Source organism: Pseudaminobacter soli (ex Li et al. 2025) (assembly GCF_003012705.1).
GTDB lineage: Bacteria > Pseudomonadota > Alphaproteobacteria > Rhizobiales > Rhizobiaceae > Pseudaminobacter > Pseudaminobacter soli.
Genome location: NZ_PXYL01000023.1, coordinates 1 through 17,767, shown reverse-complemented (window position 1 = coordinate 17,767; position 17,767 = coordinate 1). Strand labels below are relative to the sequence as shown.

The window sequence follows — 17,767 nt, the reverse complement described above, 5'->3', positions numbered from 1 at the left end:
GGGAACTTGCTAAAGGTGCAGCAAGCCCTACCTTTTCCACAGCCCTTAGCCGGCTGGCACATCGTTGGCCGGCAATCGTTGCCCGGCCGGAATGGTCAAGGTACAGTCACAATCCTGTTGCACTTTCAATCTATTCCGCTGCATGTGGACGGCCTCGAAGGAGAATCATCCGTGCAGACAGTACTGTCGAAGCGAGACGCATTTCCGGATGCCAGCGGCGTAGCGCTTGCCGCCCAATCCTTCGCGGACGAGCCTCTTGGCCGCATCGGCACGCTCGAAGTGCGCCTGGCGCGCCATGAAGACGAGATCGCCGCCGCCCAGGAAGTCCGCTACCGCGTCTTCTACGACGAGCTGGGCGCCAAGCACGACACCAGCCTTGCTCCGGAACGCCGCGATGCGGACCGTTTCGATGCGATCTGCGACCATCTGCTTGTGGTCGACACCGCCCTTCCCGGCCCCGAGCACAAGCGCATCGTCGGCACCTATCGCCTGTTGCGCCAGGAGCGCGCGGTTGCCGCCGGCGGCTTCTATTCCGAAGACGAATTCGAGCTGAAGAACCTGGTTGCGCGCCACCCCGGCCGCCGCTTCCTGGAACTGGGCCGTTCCTGCGTGCTGGCCGAATACCGCTCAAAGCGCACCATCGAGGTGCTGTGGCAAGGCATCTGGGCCTATGTGAACCGTCACGACATCGACGTCATGGCGGGCTGCGCATCGTTCCACGGAACCGTGCCTGCGGCGCATGCCGAGGCGCTTTCCTATCTGCACCATCACTGCCGCACCGACGGCGTCTGGGACGTCCGGGCCGTGCCGGGACGCTACAGCAGCATGGACCTGATGCCGAAGGAGGCGATCAGCGCCAAGTCGGCGATCGTTGCCATGCCCCCGCTTATCAAGGGCTATCTGCGGCTTGGCGCGCGGATCGGCGACGGCTGCGTGATCGATGAGGATTTCGGCACTGTGGACGTCTTCGTCGTGCTGCCGGTCAAGGAAATCAGCAGCCGCTACATCAACTACTACGGCAGCGAGGCGCAGCGGTTCGCTGCCTGAATGGCGTGAGCAACGACCTCTCCCGAGCCTTCGAAAAACTGCACAAAGCAGCCGAAGGTTTGCCGGAAGTGGTCGAAGGGGTGTCCTATGGGACACCGGCGCTGAAGATCGGCAACAAATTGCTTTGCCGGATCAAGGATGCCGAAACGGCAGTGCTAAGCTGCTCTCTCGAAGACAAGCAGTTCCTGCTCGAAGCCGCGCCGGAAATCTATTTCGAAACAGAGCACTATGTCGGATGGCCGGCAATATTGGTGCATCTGGACGCGATTTCGCTCGATGAATTGCATCTCAGGCTGGAGCAGGCCTGGCTGCGCCAGGCGCCGAAGACGCTGGTGAAGGCCTGGAAGACGCGGCACGCGCTGTAGTCGCCTGCCCCCTCAGGGAATGTCCTCCGGCCTGCGGCCAGGCCGGCTCTTGTAAGTCTTGAAGGACCAGCCAAATTTCAGCGCGCCGCCCCTCACCAAAAAGGCAGTGGCAAACGCCACCAGGGCCGAAATCGACAGAGGCACATGCAGAAAGTCAAGCAGCGTGAAGGCGCTGGCACCGGTCAGCGCCGCCGTGACATAGATTTCCGGACGCAGCAGGACCGAGGGCTCGCCGGCCAGCAGGTCGCGCAGGATGCCGCCGAATGTGGCGGTGAGCACGCCCATGACGATGCCGACCGTGGGCGAACCCGACGCATCCAGCCCCTTCGCAGCACCCATGACCGCATAGGCGGACAGGCCGACGGCATCCAGCCAGAGCAGGAGCTTGTAGCGCGATTCCACGAGATGGGCGGTGAAGAAGACCAGCACCGCAATGCCGACGCAGACCAGCACATAGGCCGGGTTGCCAACCCAGAACACCGGCATGCCCAGGATCAAGTCGCGGAACGTGCCGCCGCCGATCCCGGTGATACTGCCCAGGAACAGGAAGCCGATGATGTCGAGCTGCTTGCGCGAGGCCGCCAGCGCGCCGGTGGCCGCGAATACGGCCACGCCGGCATAATCGAGAAGCTGGAGTAGTGTCATCGTGTCCGCCCGGCCTTCTGGGCGGCACCTGCCGATGCAACGCCGCCTGTGACGGCGAAGATGCGCGATCCCGGGGCCTCACGCAATGTCCGGGATCGATGTCAAAAAGCGGAAGAGGCCCGTCAGGCGTCCTTCTCGGCCTGCTCGTTGATCGGGCCGGGCTCGGCCGCGCTGTCTGCCGCATTGTGCTTAGGACCGCCCTTGGACACGCCCACCATGGCCGGACGCAGCACGCGCTCGCCGATCGAGTAGCCCGGCTGCACCACCTGCACGACCGTGTTGGCAGGCACATTGGGGTTGGGAACCTCGAACATCGCCTGATGGAAGTGCGGGTCGAACTTCTGCCCTTCCGGCTCAAGCTTCTTCACGCCATGACGCTCGAGCGCCGAAAGCATCGAACGCTCGGTCATCTCGACGCCCTCGAGGAGGGACGAGAGGCCGGCATCGCCGCCGGAGCGCGCGTCGGCCGGAACCGCATCGATGGCGCGGCGCAGATTGTCGGAAACACCCAGCATGTCGCGGGCGAAGTTCGCCACCGAGTAGGCTCGAGCGTCCTGCACGTCGCGGGCGGTGCGGCGGCGCAGGTTCTCCATGTCCGCGGCGATGCGCAGCGCACGCTCCTTGAGCTCTTCGTTTTCCTTCATCAAACGCACAAGCGCTTCATAGTCGCTTTCGCTGCCGGCCTTGGCCTCGGCTGCTGCTTCCATGGCCTCGTTCTCCTCGGGCGCGCGTTCGTGTTTTTCCTGATCGCTCATCGCTTATCCCGTCATTGTCTGAAGATTGGAAAAGTTGGGCCCGATATCGAGGTTCGGCCGCCAAAAATCAAGGGGTCGGCAACTGCGTGTCACCGAAGCCGCCTGTCAGACTTCCTATCTCGATAATACCAGAAACGGCATTAACCCGCACGCAAAACGGCGCAAAGAGGTTCCATTACCGGACGGATTTCATGGCTTTCCGAAAGCGAAAGATCTGTGGACGGTGAGTATTTCCGGCTCTGCGCCCGTCTTGGCCGAGGTAGATTTCACCATTCGATTTCGATCAGATTATTAGATTCTGATCTTGGTTCATCGCCCATCCGATTGATTCCATTTTAGTTGAATCTTTACTATAGCATTCACGAATAGTTGCACTGGCGGAGTGCTGAAGGAACCATTTCGGGGTTGCAGGAGTTTTCAGGCCAATTGAGAGGTTTGGGGCAATGGCCCGAGGCAGTGAAAACATACCCAATACTCTGGCGACCGAGATCATGCGCCAGTTCGGCAGCGAAACGCTGACACGTTTTATGCGTTCGCTTCCCGCCTTCAAGCCTGATCCGGAACTGCCGCGCAGTCTTCTCGATCTTCTGGGAAGACTGGATGAAGAGGAAGGTTCGCAAAGCCACCCGCGCAGGCGCTGACTGCGCCTGCGATCAAGGTCGGGCCGAGACCATTCATCCAGCAGCGACTCGACGCCAGGAGTATTTTGCGCCCTTCTCGGCCGGCTTGGCCGCCGGCTGGTAGTGCAGCGGCAAGCCGCCGACACGGCCGGCTTCGAGCCGCGCCAGAAGGGTCGGATGCGACACCTCGAACTGATCGAAACCTACACGCAGCATGTGCGGAAGCTGGTCGACCAGCACCTGACCGGTTGCACGCACGGCACCTGTGAAGCCATGGCGGCGGCGCAGCAGTTCGGCCTTTGAGAAGCTGCGGCCGTCGTTGAAGGCCGGGAAGGCCAGCGCCACCAGCGACAACTGATCAAGCAGACCTTCGATCTTGTCGAGTTGCTCGCCCGGCTGCAACAGCACGCCAAGCCGCTCCTTTGCCCCTTCCCTCACCTGCGGATCGAGATCGAGGAAGGCCTGCAGCGGCAGGATGAAGCGGCCATTGCCCGCCAGCGCCTCCGCGCTATCGGCATGCGTCCAGTCGTCCTCGCGAAAACCTTCGGGCGTCCAGAGGCGCGGCTGCGCGTTGGTTTCAGACATCATTGTTCCCTAGATCGAAGAATTGTTCAGCGACCGGTCGAGGCCGGACAGATGGATGCCGCACTCGGTCTTTGCCTGCCCGGCCCAGCGGCCGCTGCGGGCATCCTCCCCCGGCTTGACGGGCTGGGTACAGGGAAAGCAGCCGATGGACAGATAGCCATAGGCGACCAGCGGATTTTCGCGAAGGCCGTTGGTGCGCATGTAGTCGGCAAGGTCTGCGGCGCTCCACCGCGCCAGCGGATTGATTCGGATGCGGCTGCCGACGGCCTCGAAGGCCGGCAGCGCAGCCCTCGTCGTCGCCTGAAAACGCTTGCGCCCGGTGAACCAGGCACGGAACGGCTCGACGCCGCGCGCCATCGGCTCGACCTTGCGGATGGCGCAGCAGGCCTCGGTGTCCGACAGATGCAGCTTGCCGTCCGGGTCGTCGCGGTCGAGCGCCGCCTGCTCGGGCGTGACGATGCGCAGATCGGTCAGCCCGAAGTCGGCAATCAGCGCATCGCGATAGTCCAGCGTCTCGCCAAAGTGCTTGCCGGTGTCGAGGAAGACGATCGGCACCGAGCGGTCGACGGTTGCGATCATGTGCAACAGCACCGCCGAATCCGCCCCGAAGGATGAAACCGCCGCGACCTCACCGGCGAAATCCCGCTTCACCGCCTGCTCGATGATCTCGAGCGGCGGCTTTTCGGCATAGAGGCTGTCGAGTTCGGCTGCCTGCGTCTCGGCGTCAAGCGGCCTTTGCTTCGCTGCCATAGAGCGCCTCCTTGAACGGGGCAGCGCCGAGACGGCGATAGGTGTCGATGAACTTCTCCGAACGGTCCAGCCGCACCTTCAGATAGGTCTCGACCACCGTTTCGATCGCGTCGGTGATCTCTTCCGGTCCAAAACCGCGACCGACGATCTCGCCGATGGAGGTGTTTTCGTCGGCCGAGCCGCCGAGCGTCACCTGATAGAGCTCCGTGCCCTTCTTCTCCACGCCGAGAATGCCGATGTGGCCGACATGGTGATGGCCGCAAGCGTTGATGCAGCCGGAGATCTTGAGCTTCAGCTCGCCGATGTCGCGCTGGCGCTCCAGCGAAGCGAAGCGGCGCGAAATCTCCTGCGCGACGGGGATGGCGCGGGCATTGGCCAGCGCGCAGTAGTCGAGGCCCGGGCAGGCGATGATGTCGCTGATCAGGCCCGAATTGGCGGTGGCCAGATCGATCTCGACCAGCGCGTCGTAGACGGCCTTCAGATCGGCACGGGCGACATGCGGCAGGATCAGGTTCTGCTCATGGCTCACACGCAGTTCGTCGAAGGCGTATTTCTCGGCGATGTCGGCAACCGCCTCCATCTGGCTGTCGCTGGCGTCGCCCGGTGCTTCGCCGATGCCCTTCAGCGAAATCGTGACGGCGGCATAATCGGGATGCTTGTGAGTGGTGACGTTCTGCGCCAGCCATTCGGAAAAGCCGCGGCTGTCCAGCCGTGCCTGCTTGACCGCCTCGTCGCCTTCAGGGCGCGCCACGAACGCGGGCGGCGCGAAATAGGCGGTGATCGCCTGCACATCCGCCTCCGGCAGCTTCAGTTCGCCGTCCTTCAGCTCTTGCCATTCGGCCTCGACCTGGCGGCTGAGTTCCTCGACGCCGGTCTCGTGCACGAGGATCTTGATGCGCGCCTTGTATTTGTTGTCGCGACGGCCATGCAGGTTGTACACGCGCAGGATCGCCGTGGTGTAGGAAAGCAGGTGCTCCTCCGGCAAAAAGTCCCTGATCTTCTTGGCGACTATCGGCGTGCGCCCCTGGCCGCCGCCGACATAGACGGCAAAGCCGAGCTCGCCGGCCGCGTTCTTCTTGAGATGCAGGCCGATGTCGTGGACCTGGATGGCGGCGCGGTCGCGCTCGGCACCCGTGACCGCGATCTTGAACTTGCGCGGCAGGTAGGAGAACTCCGGGTGAACCGTCGACCACTGGCGCAGGATCTCGGCATAGGGCCGAGGATCGGCGACCTCATCGGCGGCGGCGCCGGCGAAGTGATCGGCAGTCACGTTGCGGATGCAGTTGCCCGAGGTCTGGATCGCATGCATCTCGACGCTGGCGAGATCGGCCAGGATCGCCGGGATGTCCGACAGCGCCGGCCAGTTGTACTGGATGTTCTGGCGCGTCGTGAAATGCCCGTAGCCCTTGTCGTATTTGCGGGCGATGTGGCCCAGCATGCGCAGCTGGCGCGAGTTCAGCGTACCGTAGGGGATCGCCACGCGCAGCATGTAGGCATGCAGCTGCAGATAGACGCCGTTCATCAGCCGCAGCGGCCGGAACTGCTCCTCGGTGATTTCGCCTGCAAGGCGCCGCTCGACCTGGTCGGCGAACTCGGCCGTGCGGGCCTTCACGAAATCATGGTCGAACTCGTCGTAACGGTACATCGTCGTCGTCTTTCTTACGCGGCTCGCGAAACTTCGGGGCGGGCCTGCTTGCCGAGATCGGTGCGATTGCTGGGGCCGGCGGCGCGGATCTGTTCGCGCAGCCGCAGCGGGCGGATTTCGCCGTCGACCAGCTGAATATCGATCAGGTTCACGTCGACCACCTGGTTGTTGTCCAATGCTGCCTTGCCGATTGCCTCCAGGCGCTCCTCGGCAGCCTTGTCGGCGGCAATCTCCGAGCCCTCGATGGACTCGATCCAGCGATGATCGGTCGAAAACCACACGGCTTCGCCATCGGTCAGGCGATTGGCGGTCAAAATCTTCATGCCACGCGTTCCTCGAACTTCTTGTTTCCAATGTTGCCACGACGCCGGACCAGCGGCTCGGAGCCTTCGAAATTGGCGCCGGCAACGGCATCGCCGATGATGGTCATGACCGGGCCGGTCAGGTCCGTGCGTTCTTCGAGCGAAGGCAGGTCGGCCAGCGTTCCGTGGAACTTGCGGCGGCCGGCCAGGCTGGCGTTTTCGACGACCGCGACGGCGGTGTCGGCGGCAAGCCCTGCCTCGATCAGGCGCGTCGCGACATCGGCGGCGACCGAGCGGCCCATATAGACCGCGACGGTCGCGCCGGAGATGGCCAGCTTTGCCCAGTCCGGCAGAGACTTGCCCTTGAGGTCGTGGCCGGTGGTAAAGACCATGGACGAGGTCACGCCACGGAGCGTCAGCGGCAGTTCGAAATCGGCCGCGGCGGCGAAGGCGGCGGTGACGCCCGGCACCACCTCGTAGGAAATGCCGGCATCGCGCAGCGCCTGCATCTCTTCGCCCGCGCGACCGAACACCAGCGGATCGCCGGACTTCAGCCGCACCACGCGCTTGCCCTCGCGCCCCAGCCTGACCAGCAGATCGTTGATCTCGGCCTGGGACTTCGAGTGGCAGCCCTTGCGCTTGCCGACCGGCAGGCGCTCGGCATCGCGGCGGCCCATGGCTATCACCGCCTCGGGCACCAGGGCATCATGGACGATGACGTCCGCTTCCATCAGGTGGCGATGGGCGCGCAGCGTCAGAAGATCCTCGGCGCCAGGACCGGCACCGACCAGCACGACATGGCCGGCGGCGGCGTCGGTGTCGCCGAGAAGATCTGCCGCGGCGCGGCGAGCAGCCAAGGCTTCGCCACGCTCCATGGCGCGCGCCGGCGCACCGGCAAAAAACTCCCGCCAGAAGCGCCGACGGGCATTGCCTTTCGGCAAGAGCGCTTCGGCGACTTCACGGAAGGAACTGGCAAGTGCCGCAAGCGACCCGAGCGACGGCGACAGCATGCGGTCGATCTTGGCCCGCACCATCTGCGCGAGCACAGGGCCCGCACCTTCCGTGCCGATCGCAATGGCCAGCGGCGCGCGGTTGACGAGCGCGGGCGTGAAGAAGTCGCAGAGTTCAGGCCGGTCGACGGCATTGACCGGGATGCCCAGCCGCCGCGCGTCCTCCGAGACGGTACGATCCTGCCCGGCATCGCCCGTGGCAGCGAAGACCAAGGCCGCGCCCTTCAACTGCGACGGCTGGTAAACGGCATCGATATGGGTGGCGGCACCGTCCGCGATCCAGGCCGCGAATTCCGGCGCGACCTCATCCGAGACGACCACAAGCCTGGCGCTCGACTGGGCAAGCAGCCGCGCCTTGGCAAAAGCCTCATCGCCGCCGCCGACGATGACCACGGCTTGGCCCTCTACCCGCATGAAGACGGGGAAGGCGTTGAGCTTGGCGGGCGACTGCGTCATGGCAATTAGGTTTCCGGTTCGTCCGGAATTTGTACCGCCCGCCCCTCGAAACCAGAAGAAACCCACTCGCGCGGCCAAACAGCGGACGCAATCGCTTTTCCTCCCGCAACAAAGCAAAGAGAAAAATAATTCTGGCGCCATCTTCAGCGCTGCTGGCCAGCCGCAGCTGCTGTTTTTCGAGAGGCTTCGCAGCGTGCTGAAAGACCACCTCCGGCCAGGAATTCCGGAGCCGAAGACGGAAATCCGCGCAAAAGAAGAAAAATCTTCCATTTTCAAATTCTACTGAATTTATAGAATTTAAGCCGCTTGCCGACCGGACCTCCCTGCGAACGGAACATCCTGAAATGAGCCGCGTTTGAACTCCGGCATCACAAAAGGCGCTGCATAGTCCGAAATCGGCAGCGAAGGAGGCAGTATGAGCGGCGTCAGGCTGAAGCACGACATCTGGGTTCTGGTAGCGGATGGTGAGAAGGCGCTTTACCTGAGGAACCGTGGGGACGCGGAATATCCCGACCTGGAAGTGGTGGGCGGCGTGCAGGAGCGCAATCCGCCGACGCGCGAACAAGGCACCGACCGGCCCGGCCGCATGGACACCCCCAGCACGCCGCGCAGTTCCATCGAGGTCACCGACTGGCATCGCATCTCAAAGGAGCGGTTTGCCGACGAAATCGCCGAGCAGCTTTATGCCATGGCGCACCGCAACGAATTCGAGCACATCGTGCTCGTGGCACCGCCGGCCGTCATCGGCGAATTGCGCAAGAAGCTGCACAAGGAAGTGGATGCGCGCGTGGTGGCCGAAGTGCCGAAGACGCTGACGAACCACTCCGTCTGGGAGATCGAAAAGATCTTGAAGGAAGGCTGATTGAGCCTTGCCCCACTTCCCGGCCAGAACTGGAATTTTCCAGAAAAGTTGAATTTCAGATGAAATCCATAGGCTTGCGGGGTTGCGCAACCGCAAGCCCGTAACCCATATTGCAAAGGGAGCGGCCCTCCGTCGCCCACCCCCACCCTTTGTTCAATGATTTTCAGGAAGGCGACACACGAACAATGCCGCATGATACGCCCCTTATCGCAACCATCGTCGCCGGTCTGGGGCTGGCATTCGTTTTCGGTGCGCTGGCGAACAGGTTTCGCATACCGCCGCTCGTGGGCTACCTGCTCGCGGGCGTTCTGGTAGGCCCCAACACGCCCGGCTTCGTTGCCGACCAGCACCTTGCGCCCGAACTCGCCGAACTCGGCGTGATCCTGCTCATGTTCGGCGTGGGCCTGCATTTCTCGGCCAAGGACCTGTTTTCCGTGCGCGCCATCGCGCTGCCGGGCGCCATCGTGCAGATCGCCTTTGCCACCGCCCTCGGCGCAGGCCTTGCCTGGATGATGGGCTGGTCCTTGGGCGCCGGCCTGGTGTTCGGCCTCGCCCTTTCCGTCGCCAGTACCGTGGTGCTGCTGCGCGCGCTGCAGGAGCGGCGCATGATCGAGACCGAGAAGGGGCGCATCGCCGTCGGCTGGCTGATCGTCGAAGACCTCGCCATGGTGCTGGCGCTGGTGCTTCTGCCAGCACTTTCGGGCGTGCTCGGCGGCGAGCAGCAGGCGGCGGCTCCGGTGGGCGGCCCGCTTGCGCTGCAATTCGATCTCGGCATTTGGGGTGTGGTCGCCTTCACGCTGGCCAAGGTCGCGGTCTTCGTGCTGCTGATGATCGTCGTCGGCCGCCGCGTCATTCCGTGGATCCTGCACTATGTGGCGCACACCGGCTCGCGTGAGCTGTTCCGGCTGGCGGTGCTGGCGATTGCACTCGGCGTCGCCTTTGGTGCGGCCAAGCTTTTCGGCGTGTCGCTGGCGCTGGGCGCCTTCTTCGCCGGCATGATCATGAGCGAGTCCGAGCTCAGCCATCAGGCGGCGGAAGAATCCCTGCCGCTGCGCGATGCCTTCTCGGTGCTGTTCTTCGTGTCGGTCGGCATGCTGTTCGATGCCAGCAGCCTGATCGAGAACACCTGGCCGATCCTGGCGACGCTGTTCATCATCATCATCGGCAAGTCGGTGGCGGCTTTCCTGATCGTCATCGCCTTCGGCTATCCGATTGCGACCGCGCTGGTGATTTCAGCCAGCCTGGCGCAGATCGGCGAATTCTCATTCATCCTTGCCGAGCTTGGGGTCGGGCTCGACCTCTTGCCCGAGCAAGGGCGAGACCTGATCCTGGCTGGCGCGATATTGTCGATCCTGCTCAACCCGGTGGTCTTCGCCATACTGGGGCGGCTATCGCCACGCCTCGAAAAGCGCTTCGGCAAGCCCTCCCCTGCGCCTGAAGTGAAGAAGCCGGTCGGCCCGGCCACCGAGGCGGGTGCAGTCGCCACCGAGGCGCCTGTGCCGGTCGAGGCAAGCGAGGATGACGGGCCGGTGCCCACCAAGCTCACCGACCACACCGTCCTGATCGGCTTCGGCCGCGTCGGCAGCCTGGTCGGCAAATCGCTCAAGGAAACGGGCTTGCCCTTCCTGGTGATCGAGGATGCCGACAAGACGCTGGCCCGCCTGAATGCCGACGGCATCGAAACCGTAGCCGGCAATGCCGCCAACAGCAACGTCTTCGCTTCGGCCAACCCCGCCGGCGCCAAGCGCCTTATCCTGGCCATCCCGAACGCTTTCGAGGCAGGCCAGATCATCCAGCGCGCCAAGGCCGCCAACCCGTCGATCAAGATCATTGCGCGCGCGCATTCGGACGCCGAGGTCGAGCACCTGAAGAATCTTGGCGCCGACATGGTGATCATGGGCGAACGGGAAATCGCGCGCGGCATCGTCGAGCAGGTGCTCGAGGACGATGCCGAAGCTTCACCTGCCAAGCAAGAAGCCAAGCAGGACGAAGAGCCCGAGCAGGTGCCGGCGAAGTAAAGGCTGAAGCACGGTCCCGAAAAGCCGGGACCGGTTTTCGGAAGAGATCATGCTGCAATAACGATGGCGGTCAGACGTGCTGGCCGCCATTGATGTGGATCTCGGAGCCGGTCACGTAAGACGCCTGGCTCGAGCACAGGAAGTAGATGATGTCCGCCACCTCGGACGTCGAGCCAAGCCGCCTGAGCGGGATCGTCTCGACGATCTTTTCGGTGCCCGGCGAAAGAATGGCCGTATCGATTTCGCCCGGCGCAATCGCGTTGACGCGAATGCCATGCGGACCGAAATCGTGCGCCATCTCGCGGGTCAGCGAGCCGAGCGCCGCCTTCGACGTGGCGTAGGACGTGCCGGCGAAGGGATGCACGCGCGTGCCGGCAATCGAGGTGACGTTCACGATCGAGCCCTGCGCGGCGACGAGTTCCTTGAACAGGCCGCGCGCCAGCATGATCGGCGCAAAGAAATTCACCTGGAACACGTCGCGCCAGACATGCATCGGCGTGTCGAGCGAGTTCATGCGGCTGCCGTCCTTGAGCTTCGGCGAAATGCCCGCATTGTTGACCAGCGCATGCAGCTTGCCGCCCTGATCCTGCAGCCGGTGGCGGATTTCGGCGACGGCGCGGCCGACATCCTCCGGATCGGCGAGATCCACCTTGATGTGATCCTCGGGCCCGGCCGGCCAAGGGCAATTCTCGGCAAAATCCTGGCGCGAGCAGGTGATGACGCGCCAGCCTTCACGCGAAAAGCGCTTGACGGTGGCATGTCCGATGCCACGGCTGGCGCCGGTCAGGACGATGGTCTTACGAGTGTCGGCTGCGGTCATGATGCAATCTCCCGCCCGCTATGTAGACGATGGAGCGCCCGCTGGCGAGAGGCGGTTGGCCGCAGCCGCCTTATTGTCCCAGCCGCATTTGTGCGAAGCCAAGCGCATCCGCTTGGCTGCAAAATGCTCTAGTTGCCGAAGATCACGTCGAGGATCGAGCCCTGGCGCTTGACGACCGGGCCGCCGACATCGGCCTGCGGAACCGGCCGCCCGACGGAGCCGGTCGGGACTGGCTGTGGCATCGGCACGAAGCCGCCGCCGTCGTCCTGATCCGCCGTGTCGATCGCGGTCGTAACGTCGACCGGCTGGTTCTGGCCCACTGGCGGTGCGGCCGGAGGCTGGTCGCCCGCCATCGGCACGGAAGGCATCGCGCCCGGATCGGTAAGCTCTTCAGGCGGCGCCGGCTTCCAGTTGCCCGGCAGCGGCGCCACCGGCACGCCCTCATGCGCGGCCACCATGAACTCATGCCAGGCCTGCGCCGGCAGCGCGCCGCCGGTGACCTTCTTCATCGGCTTGCCGTCATCATTGCCGAACCAGACGCCGGTGGTCAGGTTCGAGGTATAGCCCACGAACCAGGCATCGCGCGAATTCTGACTGGTGCCGGTCTTGCCGGCGGACGGCCAGTTGAATGCCGCCTTCTTGGCGGTTCCGACCTCGACCGTGCCGGTCATCATCGCATTCATCATGCCGACGATCTCGGGCCGGATGACGCGCGGCGCATTGGTGTTGGTGTGTTCGTAGAGGATCTCGCCCGAGGCGCTCGTCACCCGCTGGATGAAGTGGATCTCCGGGCGATAGCCGCCATTGGCGAAGGGCACATAGGAGGAGGTCAGCTCCAGCGGAGTGACCTCCGACGTGCCGAGCGCGATCGAGGTGTTGGCCTGCAGCGGCGACTCGATGCCCATGCGATGCGCCGCCTCGACCACCGCTTCCGGTCCCACCTCCATGGTCAGCTGCGCGGCGACCGAGTTCAGCGACTTGGCCAGCGCCGTAGCCAGCGTGACCTGGCCGTAATATTTGCCGTTGTAGTTCTCCGGTGCCCACTTGCCGATCTTGATCGGCGCGTCGTTGCGCATGCTGTCGGGCGTGCGGCCATGCTCCAGCGCCGCCATGTAGACGAAGGGCTTGAACGCCGAGCCCGGCTGGCGACGCGCCTCGGCCGCGCGGTCAAACTGGCTATTGGCATAGTCGTAGCCGCCCACCATGGCACGCACGGCGCCCGAATTGTCGATCGACACCAGCGCGCCCTGGCTGACATTCAGCTTCTGGCCGTTCTCGTCGATCAGGCGGCGGATCGATTTCTCGGCGAGATCCTGAAGGGTCAGGTCGATGGTGGTATCGATGACGACGTCGGAGCGCACCTCGCCGATCAGCCCCGGCAGCTCTTCCATGATGCGGTCGGCGACATAGTGCTCGGAACCCGTCCAGTAGGACGCAGCGCGCGTCGCAGGCGCGCTCATGGCGCTTGCCAGCTCCTTGTCCGTGATCATGTTCTCGTCGCGCATGGCAGCCAGCACGAGCTGCGAGCGGGCCTCGGCCGCCTTGGGATCGCGGGCCGGCGAGAGTTTTGACGGAGCCTTCAGCAACCCCGCCAGCAATGCCGCTTCCGACAAGGAAACATCGCGCGCCGACTTGCCGAAATAGCGGCGCGAGGCCGCCTCCACGCCATAGGCGCCGGAGCCGAAATAGACCCGGTTCAGGTACATTTCGAGGATCTGGTCCTTGGTGTGCTTCTGCTCGAGCCAGAGGGCCAAAAGCACCTCCTGCACCTTGCGCTCGAGCGTGCGGTCGGGCTTGAGGAACAGGTTCTTGGCCAGCTGCTGGGTGAGCGTCGAGCCGCCCTGCGAGACGCGGCCGCGGGTCAGGTTACCGACCAGGGCGCGGGCGAGGCCGAGCGGATCGACGCCGAAATGCGAATAGAAGCGCCGGTCCTCGATGGCGATGACGGCCTGCGGGATGTATGGCGACATTTCGTGCAGGCCGACGGCCTCGCCGCCGGTCATGCCACGATTGGCCAGCAATTTTCCGTCAACGTCGACGATCTTCACATTCGGCGGACGGTCCGGAATGGCCCAGGAGGTGGCCGACGGCATCTTGGCGCCGTAATAGATGGCGACGCCGGCTGCGGCGATGCCGCCCCAGATCGCCAGCACGAAGGTCCAGTAGACGAGGCGCATCAAGCCGCCAAAGAGCCCGCGACGTTTCTTGACCTTGCCCCGACGCGCCCGCGGCGCCCTCTCGATCGCCTCGACCCTGTCTTCTCTCTCGTCCCTGTCCAGTCGCTCGGCTCTGTCCCGCTTGCGGCGCGGCGCAGGCTCTCTCACGCGTCGCGAAGTGGGGATGACACGATCGTCCTCGCTGACCGACAGGCCAGACTCGTCCTCATCTTCGGCGGGATCGCCGAAGGTCGGTTCGATACGTGTGTCTTTCCTTGCCATGCCGCTCGCTGCCTGCCCCATTATCCGGTGGGGTCGAGTGGACAGTAATTGAGGCGATTTAAGGAGGGTTTAAGACAATTTTCGAAAAAGTCGTGGAAGAACAGCGCTCTACGCGGAGCGCGTTACCGCATGTTAGCGCCGCTACCCAGGCGTTTCATGTGCAAGGCGGCTCGACCTCTGGAGGGCAGAGGTGAAAGGTCCCGCAACCGACCTATATGACGTCGCTTGACTGGTATCAGCCTACCGAATTGAGGCGCAGGGAAGACACTTCGGACACCAATTCGGCAACTGCCTTGGCGGCCTCGGATGGAAGATCATCCAGGCTGCACCCGAACCGGACAGCCAATGAAAGGTGCTTGTCGGATTCATCATCCCAGACCAGCTGCACGAAGGAACGCTTGTTTTTCAAATCGTGATTCAGCCCGACGATGGTTGCGCTCTTGCCGTCCTGCATAAGCTCTCTCCCCTCAACTGGACGAATGACTGAACCACCGTCCGCGATCGAAGTCCAGCCAACAACAGAGCTCCCATCCGAACGCCAAGCATCGACCATCAGTCAGATGCTTTTGTGCCGCTTCTTGCTTGCCACCTTGTTGCTCTGTGCGGGTTCCGCAGCCTCGCTCGCCAAGCGAGCCGACTTCAGGCGTTGCGTCTTCGCCTCTCGCTTCGCGATCTCCGCGTCCACTATCTCGCGGGCGATCCTGGTCGTGGTCTCTCCCTTGTCCTGCTGCCTGTGTGGTTTTTCTCCATTCATGATGATCATCCTTCAAACGAAAAAGGCCGGGAACTCCCCGACCTTCTCCTGGGCGCCTCAACGGCCAGTGCCAGTACATCCGTGGTCAAAGACCAGAAGCGCCATCGCGTCATGCCGCCTGGAGGTTTTCGGCCGCACTCTTGCCGTTACGGCGATCCTGGACGATGTCGAAGCTTACCTTCTGACCCTCGACCAGCGAGCGCATGCCAGCCCGTTCGACGGCAGAAATGTGAACAAACACATCCGGCTGTCCGTCGCCCAGCTCGATAAAGCCGAAGCCTTTGGTGGAATTGAAAAACTTTACTGTTCCGGTTGCCACGAGATTTCCTTTCAAATGGATACACGGGTTCGACGCCTGGCTTTGTGCCACGCGTCGCAATCGTCGAAATTGAGAAGGAAGATCGTCTGGGCGCCAGGGCACAGAAACAACGTTCGTCAGCAAGATCGATGCAAGGATATAAGGGCGAACCAAGGCTGCGGCAAGGTTTGCCACAAGATTCATCTCGCTCCGGACGACATCCGAGGGGAAGTGTTACGGATCGTCCGAGGCACCCCATTTTCGTTCTTGGCGGAGACCGGCTTTTTTTCATTTGGCGGAAAACGGGCGGCAAAGCCGCCCGTCCTCACTCCCGCTCGCGCGGCAGGCGACACGTACCTACTGTGCCGCCGTCTTTACGCCCTTCGCGGCCTTCTCGATGAACTCGGCCACGGCCTTGGGCTGCGAGACATAGATCGCGTGGCTGCCCTTGGCCTCGGCCATCGTTGCGCCGGCGCGCTTGGCCATGGCGCGTTGTGCCTCGGGCGGGATCATCTTGTCTTCCGTCGCGACCATGTACCAGGCCGGCTTCGCCTTCCAGGCGGGAGCCGTAACCTTGCCATCCAAAGCGGCGACGCCCCAAGGAACCTGCGAATAGGCCATGAAGGATGCCAGGCTCGGCTTGACGTCGGCGGCGAACGAGGCGGCGAATTTGGCCTTGTCGAGGAACAGGAAACCGTCGACCGGCGGCAGGATCGGCGGCACCGGCGCACCGGGTGCCGGGTTGGCGATCAGGCTTGAAACCGACTCGCCAGCGTCCGGCGCAAAGGCGGTGATGTAGACGACTGCCGCCACCTTGGGATCGGTGCCGGCCTCCGAGACGACGACGCCGCCATAAGAGTGACCCACAAGAACAACCTGGCCGGGTGCCGCGGCAATGGCGCGCTTGGTGACGGCAACGTCGTCCGCCAGCGAGGTCGTGGGATTCTGGACGATCGTTACGTCATACCCGTCCTTCTTCAGGACATCGTAGACGCCCTGCCATCCGGAACCATCGACGAAGCCGCCATGCACGAGCACGACGGATTTCACGTCGGCCGCGTGAGCTTTGGTTGCTGTTGCGCTGACGCCAAGCGCGAGCGCGGAGGCGGCGGCAAGCAAAGTGAACAAACTCGACATCTGTAGTTCTCCTTTCAGAACCTTGACAGTCGAGATGCTATGAAGGTGCGGCCCTGGGATCGTGAACGAAATGGCCAAACCTGGAACGATCTGGCCAAATCTATTCGAGCTTCGTGCGGCGCCAGCTGTTTGGCGTAACGCCGACAACGCGCGAAAACGCGCGGGTGAAGTGGCTCTGGTCTGCGAAACCGCACTCAAGAGCGATGGCGCTGAGCGAAATGGCGGATTTCGCCAAGAGCTGCTTTGCCTTGTCTATCCTGCGATGTTGCAGCCATTGGTAAGGCGCCAGCCCGGTCGACTGCCGAAAAGCGCGCGTGAAGTGCCGTTTCGACAGGCTGCACGATTGCGCCAGCGCCTCCAGGGTGAGGCCGCGATCGATATTGGCCTCCATCAGTTCCTTGGCCCGGCGCTCCTGCCACGGTGCGAGACCGCCGCCCCATTGTCGCGGCAGCTGCGCGACGTTGCCGTATTTACCGGCAAGGTGGATCGAAAGAGCCAATGCCACGTGATCCACAAACAGTTCGGGAATTTCCTCCCGTCTTGCCAGCGCCGGGCGCATGGACAGCAGCAAATCGCGGACGACCGGATCGCGAACGGTTTCGCCAACTGTATGGCGGAGTTCCTGGATATGCCGCGGTATGTCCCCCTCGTCGCCCATGGCCAGAAGGGCCTTGTGCGGCACGTAGAGATTTATGGCGTGGAACGGGTCGCGCAGGTCGGTGGCCAGTTCCATCCTGAGGTCGAAGATGGCGGTTTCCCCGGCCTCAAAACCCTCGGGCTGGATGAATCTACCGCCTGCGAACAGGTCGAAATCGGTGGATTTTTTCAGCTGAAGCGCGATCAGAAAGGCATTTTCGCGCACAGGTACGGTGACGCCGGCGTTGCGCCGCTCGCAGTTGAGCTCGAGGAACTCCATTCCCGTTCCCCGAGCCGCGCGCGTGGTGGTCAATGCCGGTGCATCCGGCAGACCGACCGCCACAGCGACGGGATTTCTCGTGGACTCTGCTCTGGCACGATGAGGCATTGGCCGAGTTGATCCGCTTCGACGAGCAAGAAACGTTAGCACGAGCCGAAAGCGCTTCCTAATATGTCCTTAGTCGCAGCTGGTCGTAACCGACGACAGCAAGATCGGCAAAAAGAGATCGGATGATTGGGGCTCCCGTGGCGCTCCCGCTGCGGGGGTGACAGGATTTCAATCTGCGGGCAGGCTCCTCAAGCTTAACTGGTCAAGGAGCCCTGCCCATGGATCTGTTCGTCGGT

Annotated in this window: 20 protein-coding genes; 6 read left to right on the top strand and 14 right to left on the bottom strand. The window is 63.3% G+C overall.

The genetic code is table 11. The features are described from left to right. The first annotated feature begins 171 nt into the window (after positions 1 to 171). Both C7I85_RS26480 and C7I85_RS26475 read left to right on the top strand, forming a co-directional pair. A complete protein-coding gene (locus C7I85_RS26480; RefSeq protein ID WP_106727006.1) occupies positions 172 to 1,047 on the top strand; it encodes a GNAT family N-acetyltransferase in 876 nt (291 codons plus the stop codon). 5 nt (positions 1,048 to 1,052) lie between these two features. Beyond that, a complete protein-coding gene (locus C7I85_RS26475) occupies positions 1,053 to 1,412 on the top strand; it encodes an MmcQ/YjbR family DNA-binding protein (RefSeq protein ID WP_106727005.1) in 360 nt (119 codons plus the stop codon). 12 nt (positions 1,413 to 1,424) lie between these two features. Here C7I85_RS26475 and C7I85_RS26470 read toward each other — a convergent pair whose 3' ends face one another. After that, entirely contained in the window at positions 1,425 to 2,057 is a 633-nt protein-coding gene (locus C7I85_RS26470; protein ID WP_106727004.1) for a trimeric intracellular cation channel family protein, read from the bottom strand. Between the two features lie 122 nt (positions 2,058 to 2,179). Next, positions 2,180 to 2,812, bottom strand: a complete 633-nt coding sequence (gene grpE / locus C7I85_RS26465; RefSeq protein ID WP_106727003.1) for a nucleotide exchange factor GrpE — start codon at positions 2,810 to 2,812, stop codon at positions 2,180 to 2,182. Positions 2,813 to 3,303: 491 nt separating this feature from the next. On the opposite strand from grpE, the gene C7I85_RS26460 reads away from it, so the two are divergent. Next, positions 3,304 to 3,453, top strand: a complete 150-nt coding sequence (locus C7I85_RS26460) for a hypothetical protein (protein WP_245445119.1) — start codon at positions 3,304 to 3,306, stop codon at positions 3,451 to 3,453. Between the two features lie 33 nt (positions 3,454 to 3,486). Here C7I85_RS26460 and C7I85_RS26455 read toward each other — a convergent pair whose 3' ends face one another. The 5 genes from C7I85_RS26455 to cysG are packed head-to-tail and all read right to left on the bottom strand — an operon-like array spanning position 3,487 to position 8,180. Beyond that, positions 3,487 to 4,017: a DUF934 domain-containing protein gene (locus tag C7I85_RS26455; protein WP_106727001.1), complete on the bottom strand. Its 531-nt coding sequence runs from the start codon at positions 4,015 to 4,017 to the stop codon at positions 3,487 to 3,489. A gap of 9 nt (positions 4,018 to 4,026) precedes the next feature. Continuing rightward, positions 4,027 to 4,767, bottom strand: a complete 741-nt coding sequence (locus tag C7I85_RS26450) for a phosphoadenylyl-sulfate reductase (RefSeq protein WP_106727000.1) — start codon at positions 4,765 to 4,767, stop codon at positions 4,027 to 4,029. Then, on the bottom strand, positions 4,742 to 6,412 hold the full coding sequence (locus C7I85_RS26445) for a nitrite/sulfite reductase (RefSeq protein ID WP_106726999.1): 1,671 nt from the start codon (positions 6,410 to 6,412) through the stop codon (positions 4,742 to 4,744). Before C7I85_RS26445 ends, C7I85_RS26450 begins: the two co-directional genes overlap by 26 nt. A 14-nt stretch (positions 6,413 to 6,426) precedes the next feature. Beyond that, complete coding sequence (locus C7I85_RS26440; RefSeq protein WP_106726998.1) at positions 6,427 to 6,735, bottom strand: DUF2849 domain-containing protein; 309 nt, start codon at positions 6,733 to 6,735, stop codon at positions 6,427 to 6,429. Further along, complete coding sequence (gene cysG / locus C7I85_RS26435) at positions 6,732 to 8,180, bottom strand: siroheme synthase CysG (protein ID WP_106726997.1); 1,449 nt, start codon at positions 8,178 to 8,180, stop codon at positions 6,732 to 6,734. Before cysG ends, C7I85_RS26440 begins: the two co-directional genes overlap by 4 nt. Here cysG and C7I85_RS26430 point away from each other — a divergent pair. The 3 genes from C7I85_RS26430 (at position 8,179) to C7I85_RS26420 (ending at position 11,060) form a co-directional block, all read left to right on the top strand. Beyond that, positions 8,179 to 8,466: a hypothetical protein gene (locus tag C7I85_RS26430; RefSeq protein WP_106726996.1), complete on the top strand. Its 288-nt coding sequence runs from the start codon at positions 8,179 to 8,181 to the stop codon at positions 8,464 to 8,466. The genes cysG and C7I85_RS26430 overlap by 2 nt on opposite strands. Before the next feature lie 129 nt (positions 8,467 to 8,595). Further along, entirely contained in the window at positions 8,596 to 9,042 is a 447-nt protein-coding gene (locus tag C7I85_RS26425; protein ID WP_106726995.1) for a host attachment protein, read from the top strand. Between the two features lie 185 nt (positions 9,043 to 9,227). Continuing rightward, on the top strand, positions 9,228 to 11,060 hold the full coding sequence (locus C7I85_RS26420; RefSeq protein WP_106726994.1) for a cation:proton antiporter: 1,833 nt from the start codon (positions 9,228 to 9,230) through the stop codon (positions 11,058 to 11,060). A 70-nt stretch (positions 11,061 to 11,130) separates the two neighbouring features. Here C7I85_RS26420 and C7I85_RS26415 read toward each other — a convergent pair whose 3' ends face one another. From C7I85_RS26415 to C7I85_RS26385, 7 genes are all read right to left on the bottom strand, one after another. Then, positions 11,131 to 11,880, bottom strand: a complete 750-nt coding sequence (locus tag C7I85_RS26415; protein WP_106726993.1) for an SDR family NAD(P)-dependent oxidoreductase — start codon at positions 11,878 to 11,880, stop codon at positions 11,131 to 11,133. Between the two features lie 128 nt (positions 11,881 to 12,008). Further along, complete coding sequence (locus C7I85_RS26410) at positions 12,009 to 14,318, bottom strand: transglycosylase domain-containing protein (protein WP_106726992.1); 2,310 nt, start codon at positions 14,316 to 14,318, stop codon at positions 12,009 to 12,011. Positions 14,319 to 14,553: 235 nt separating this feature from the next. Further along, on the bottom strand, positions 14,554 to 14,772 hold the full coding sequence (locus C7I85_RS26405; protein WP_106726991.1) for a hypothetical protein: 219 nt from the start codon (positions 14,770 to 14,772) through the stop codon (positions 14,554 to 14,556). Positions 14,773 to 14,874: 102 nt separating this feature from the next. Beyond that, positions 14,875 to 15,081 carry a hypothetical protein gene (locus C7I85_RS26400; protein WP_106726990.1) on the bottom strand — a complete coding sequence of 69 codons (207 nt, stop codon included), beginning with the start codon at positions 15,079 to 15,081 and terminating at the stop codon, positions 14,875 to 14,877. A 100-nt stretch (positions 15,082 to 15,181) separates the two neighbouring features. After that, on the bottom strand, positions 15,182 to 15,391 hold the full coding sequence (locus C7I85_RS26395) for a cold-shock protein (protein WP_106726989.1): 210 nt from the start codon (positions 15,389 to 15,391) through the stop codon (positions 15,182 to 15,184). A gap of 336 nt (positions 15,392 to 15,727) precedes the next feature. Then, positions 15,728 to 16,507 carry an alpha/beta hydrolase gene (locus C7I85_RS26390; RefSeq protein ID WP_106726988.1) on the bottom strand — a complete coding sequence of 260 codons (780 nt, stop codon included), beginning with the start codon at positions 16,505 to 16,507 and terminating at the stop codon, positions 15,728 to 15,730. A 100-nt stretch (positions 16,508 to 16,607) separates the two neighbouring features. Then, complete coding sequence (locus C7I85_RS26385) at positions 16,608 to 17,423, bottom strand: AraC family transcriptional regulator (RefSeq protein WP_181257408.1); 816 nt, start codon at positions 17,421 to 17,423, stop codon at positions 16,608 to 16,610. Between the last annotated feature and the right edge of the window lie 344 nt (positions 17,424 to 17,767).

Bases quoted from the DNA above. Each gene is read 5' to 3' on its own strand.
- grpE (WP_106727003.1), bottom strand. From the start codon at position 2,812: ATGAGCGATCAGGAAAAACACGAACGCGCGCCCGAGGAGAACGAGGCC.
- C7I85_RS26460 (WP_245445119.1), top strand. From the start codon at position 3,304: ATGCGCCAGTTCGGCAGCGAAACGCTGACACGTTTTATGCGTTCGCTT.
- C7I85_RS26470 (WP_106727004.1), bottom strand. From the start codon at position 2,057: ATGACACTACTCCAGCTTCTCGATTATGCCGGCGTGGCCGTATTCGCG.
- C7I85_RS26385 (WP_181257408.1), bottom strand. From the start codon at position 17,423: ATGGAGTTCCTCGAGCTCAACTGCGAGCGGCGCAACGCCGGCGTCACC.
- C7I85_RS26400 (WP_106726990.1), bottom strand. From the start codon at position 15,081: ATGATCATCATGAATGGAGAAAAACCACACAGGCAGCAGGACAAGGGA.
- C7I85_RS26390 (WP_106726988.1), bottom strand. From the start codon at position 16,507: ATGTCGAGTTTGTTCACTTTGCTTGCCGCCGCCTCCGCGCTCGCGCTT.
- C7I85_RS26430 (WP_106726996.1), top strand. From the start codon at position 8,179: ATGGCAATTAGGTTTCCGGTTCGTCCGGAATTTGTACCGCCCGCCCCT.
- C7I85_RS26450 (WP_106727000.1), bottom strand. From the start codon at position 4,767: ATGGCAGCGAAGCAAAGGCCGCTTGACGCCGAGACGCAGGCAGCCGAA.
- C7I85_RS26440 (WP_106726998.1), bottom strand. From the start codon at position 6,735: ATGAAGATTTTGACCGCCAATCGCCTGACCGATGGCGAAGCCGTGTGG.
- cysG (WP_106726997.1), bottom strand. From the start codon at position 8,180: ATGACGCAGTCGCCCGCCAAGCTCAACGCCTTCCCCGTCTTCATGCGG.
- C7I85_RS26445 (WP_106726999.1), bottom strand. From the start codon at position 6,412: ATGTACCGTTACGACGAGTTCGACCATGATTTCGTGAAGGCCCGCACG.
- C7I85_RS26425 (WP_106726995.1), top strand. From the start codon at position 8,596: ATGAGCGGCGTCAGGCTGAAGCACGACATCTGGGTTCTGGTAGCGGAT.
- C7I85_RS26410 (WP_106726992.1), bottom strand. From the start codon at position 14,318: ATGGCAAGGAAAGACACACGTATCGAACCGACCTTCGGCGATCCCGCC.
- C7I85_RS26420 (WP_106726994.1), top strand. From the start codon at position 9,228: ATGCCGCATGATACGCCCCTTATCGCAACCATCGTCGCCGGTCTGGGG.
- C7I85_RS26455 (WP_106727001.1), bottom strand. From the start codon at position 4,017: ATGTCTGAAACCAACGCGCAGCCGCGCCTCTGGACGCCCGAAGGTTTT.
- C7I85_RS26415 (WP_106726993.1), bottom strand. From the start codon at position 11,880: ATGACCGCAGCCGACACTCGTAAGACCATCGTCCTGACCGGCGCCAGC.
- C7I85_RS26405 (WP_106726991.1), bottom strand. From the start codon at position 14,772: ATGCAGGACGGCAAGAGCGCAACCATCGTCGGGCTGAATCACGATTTG.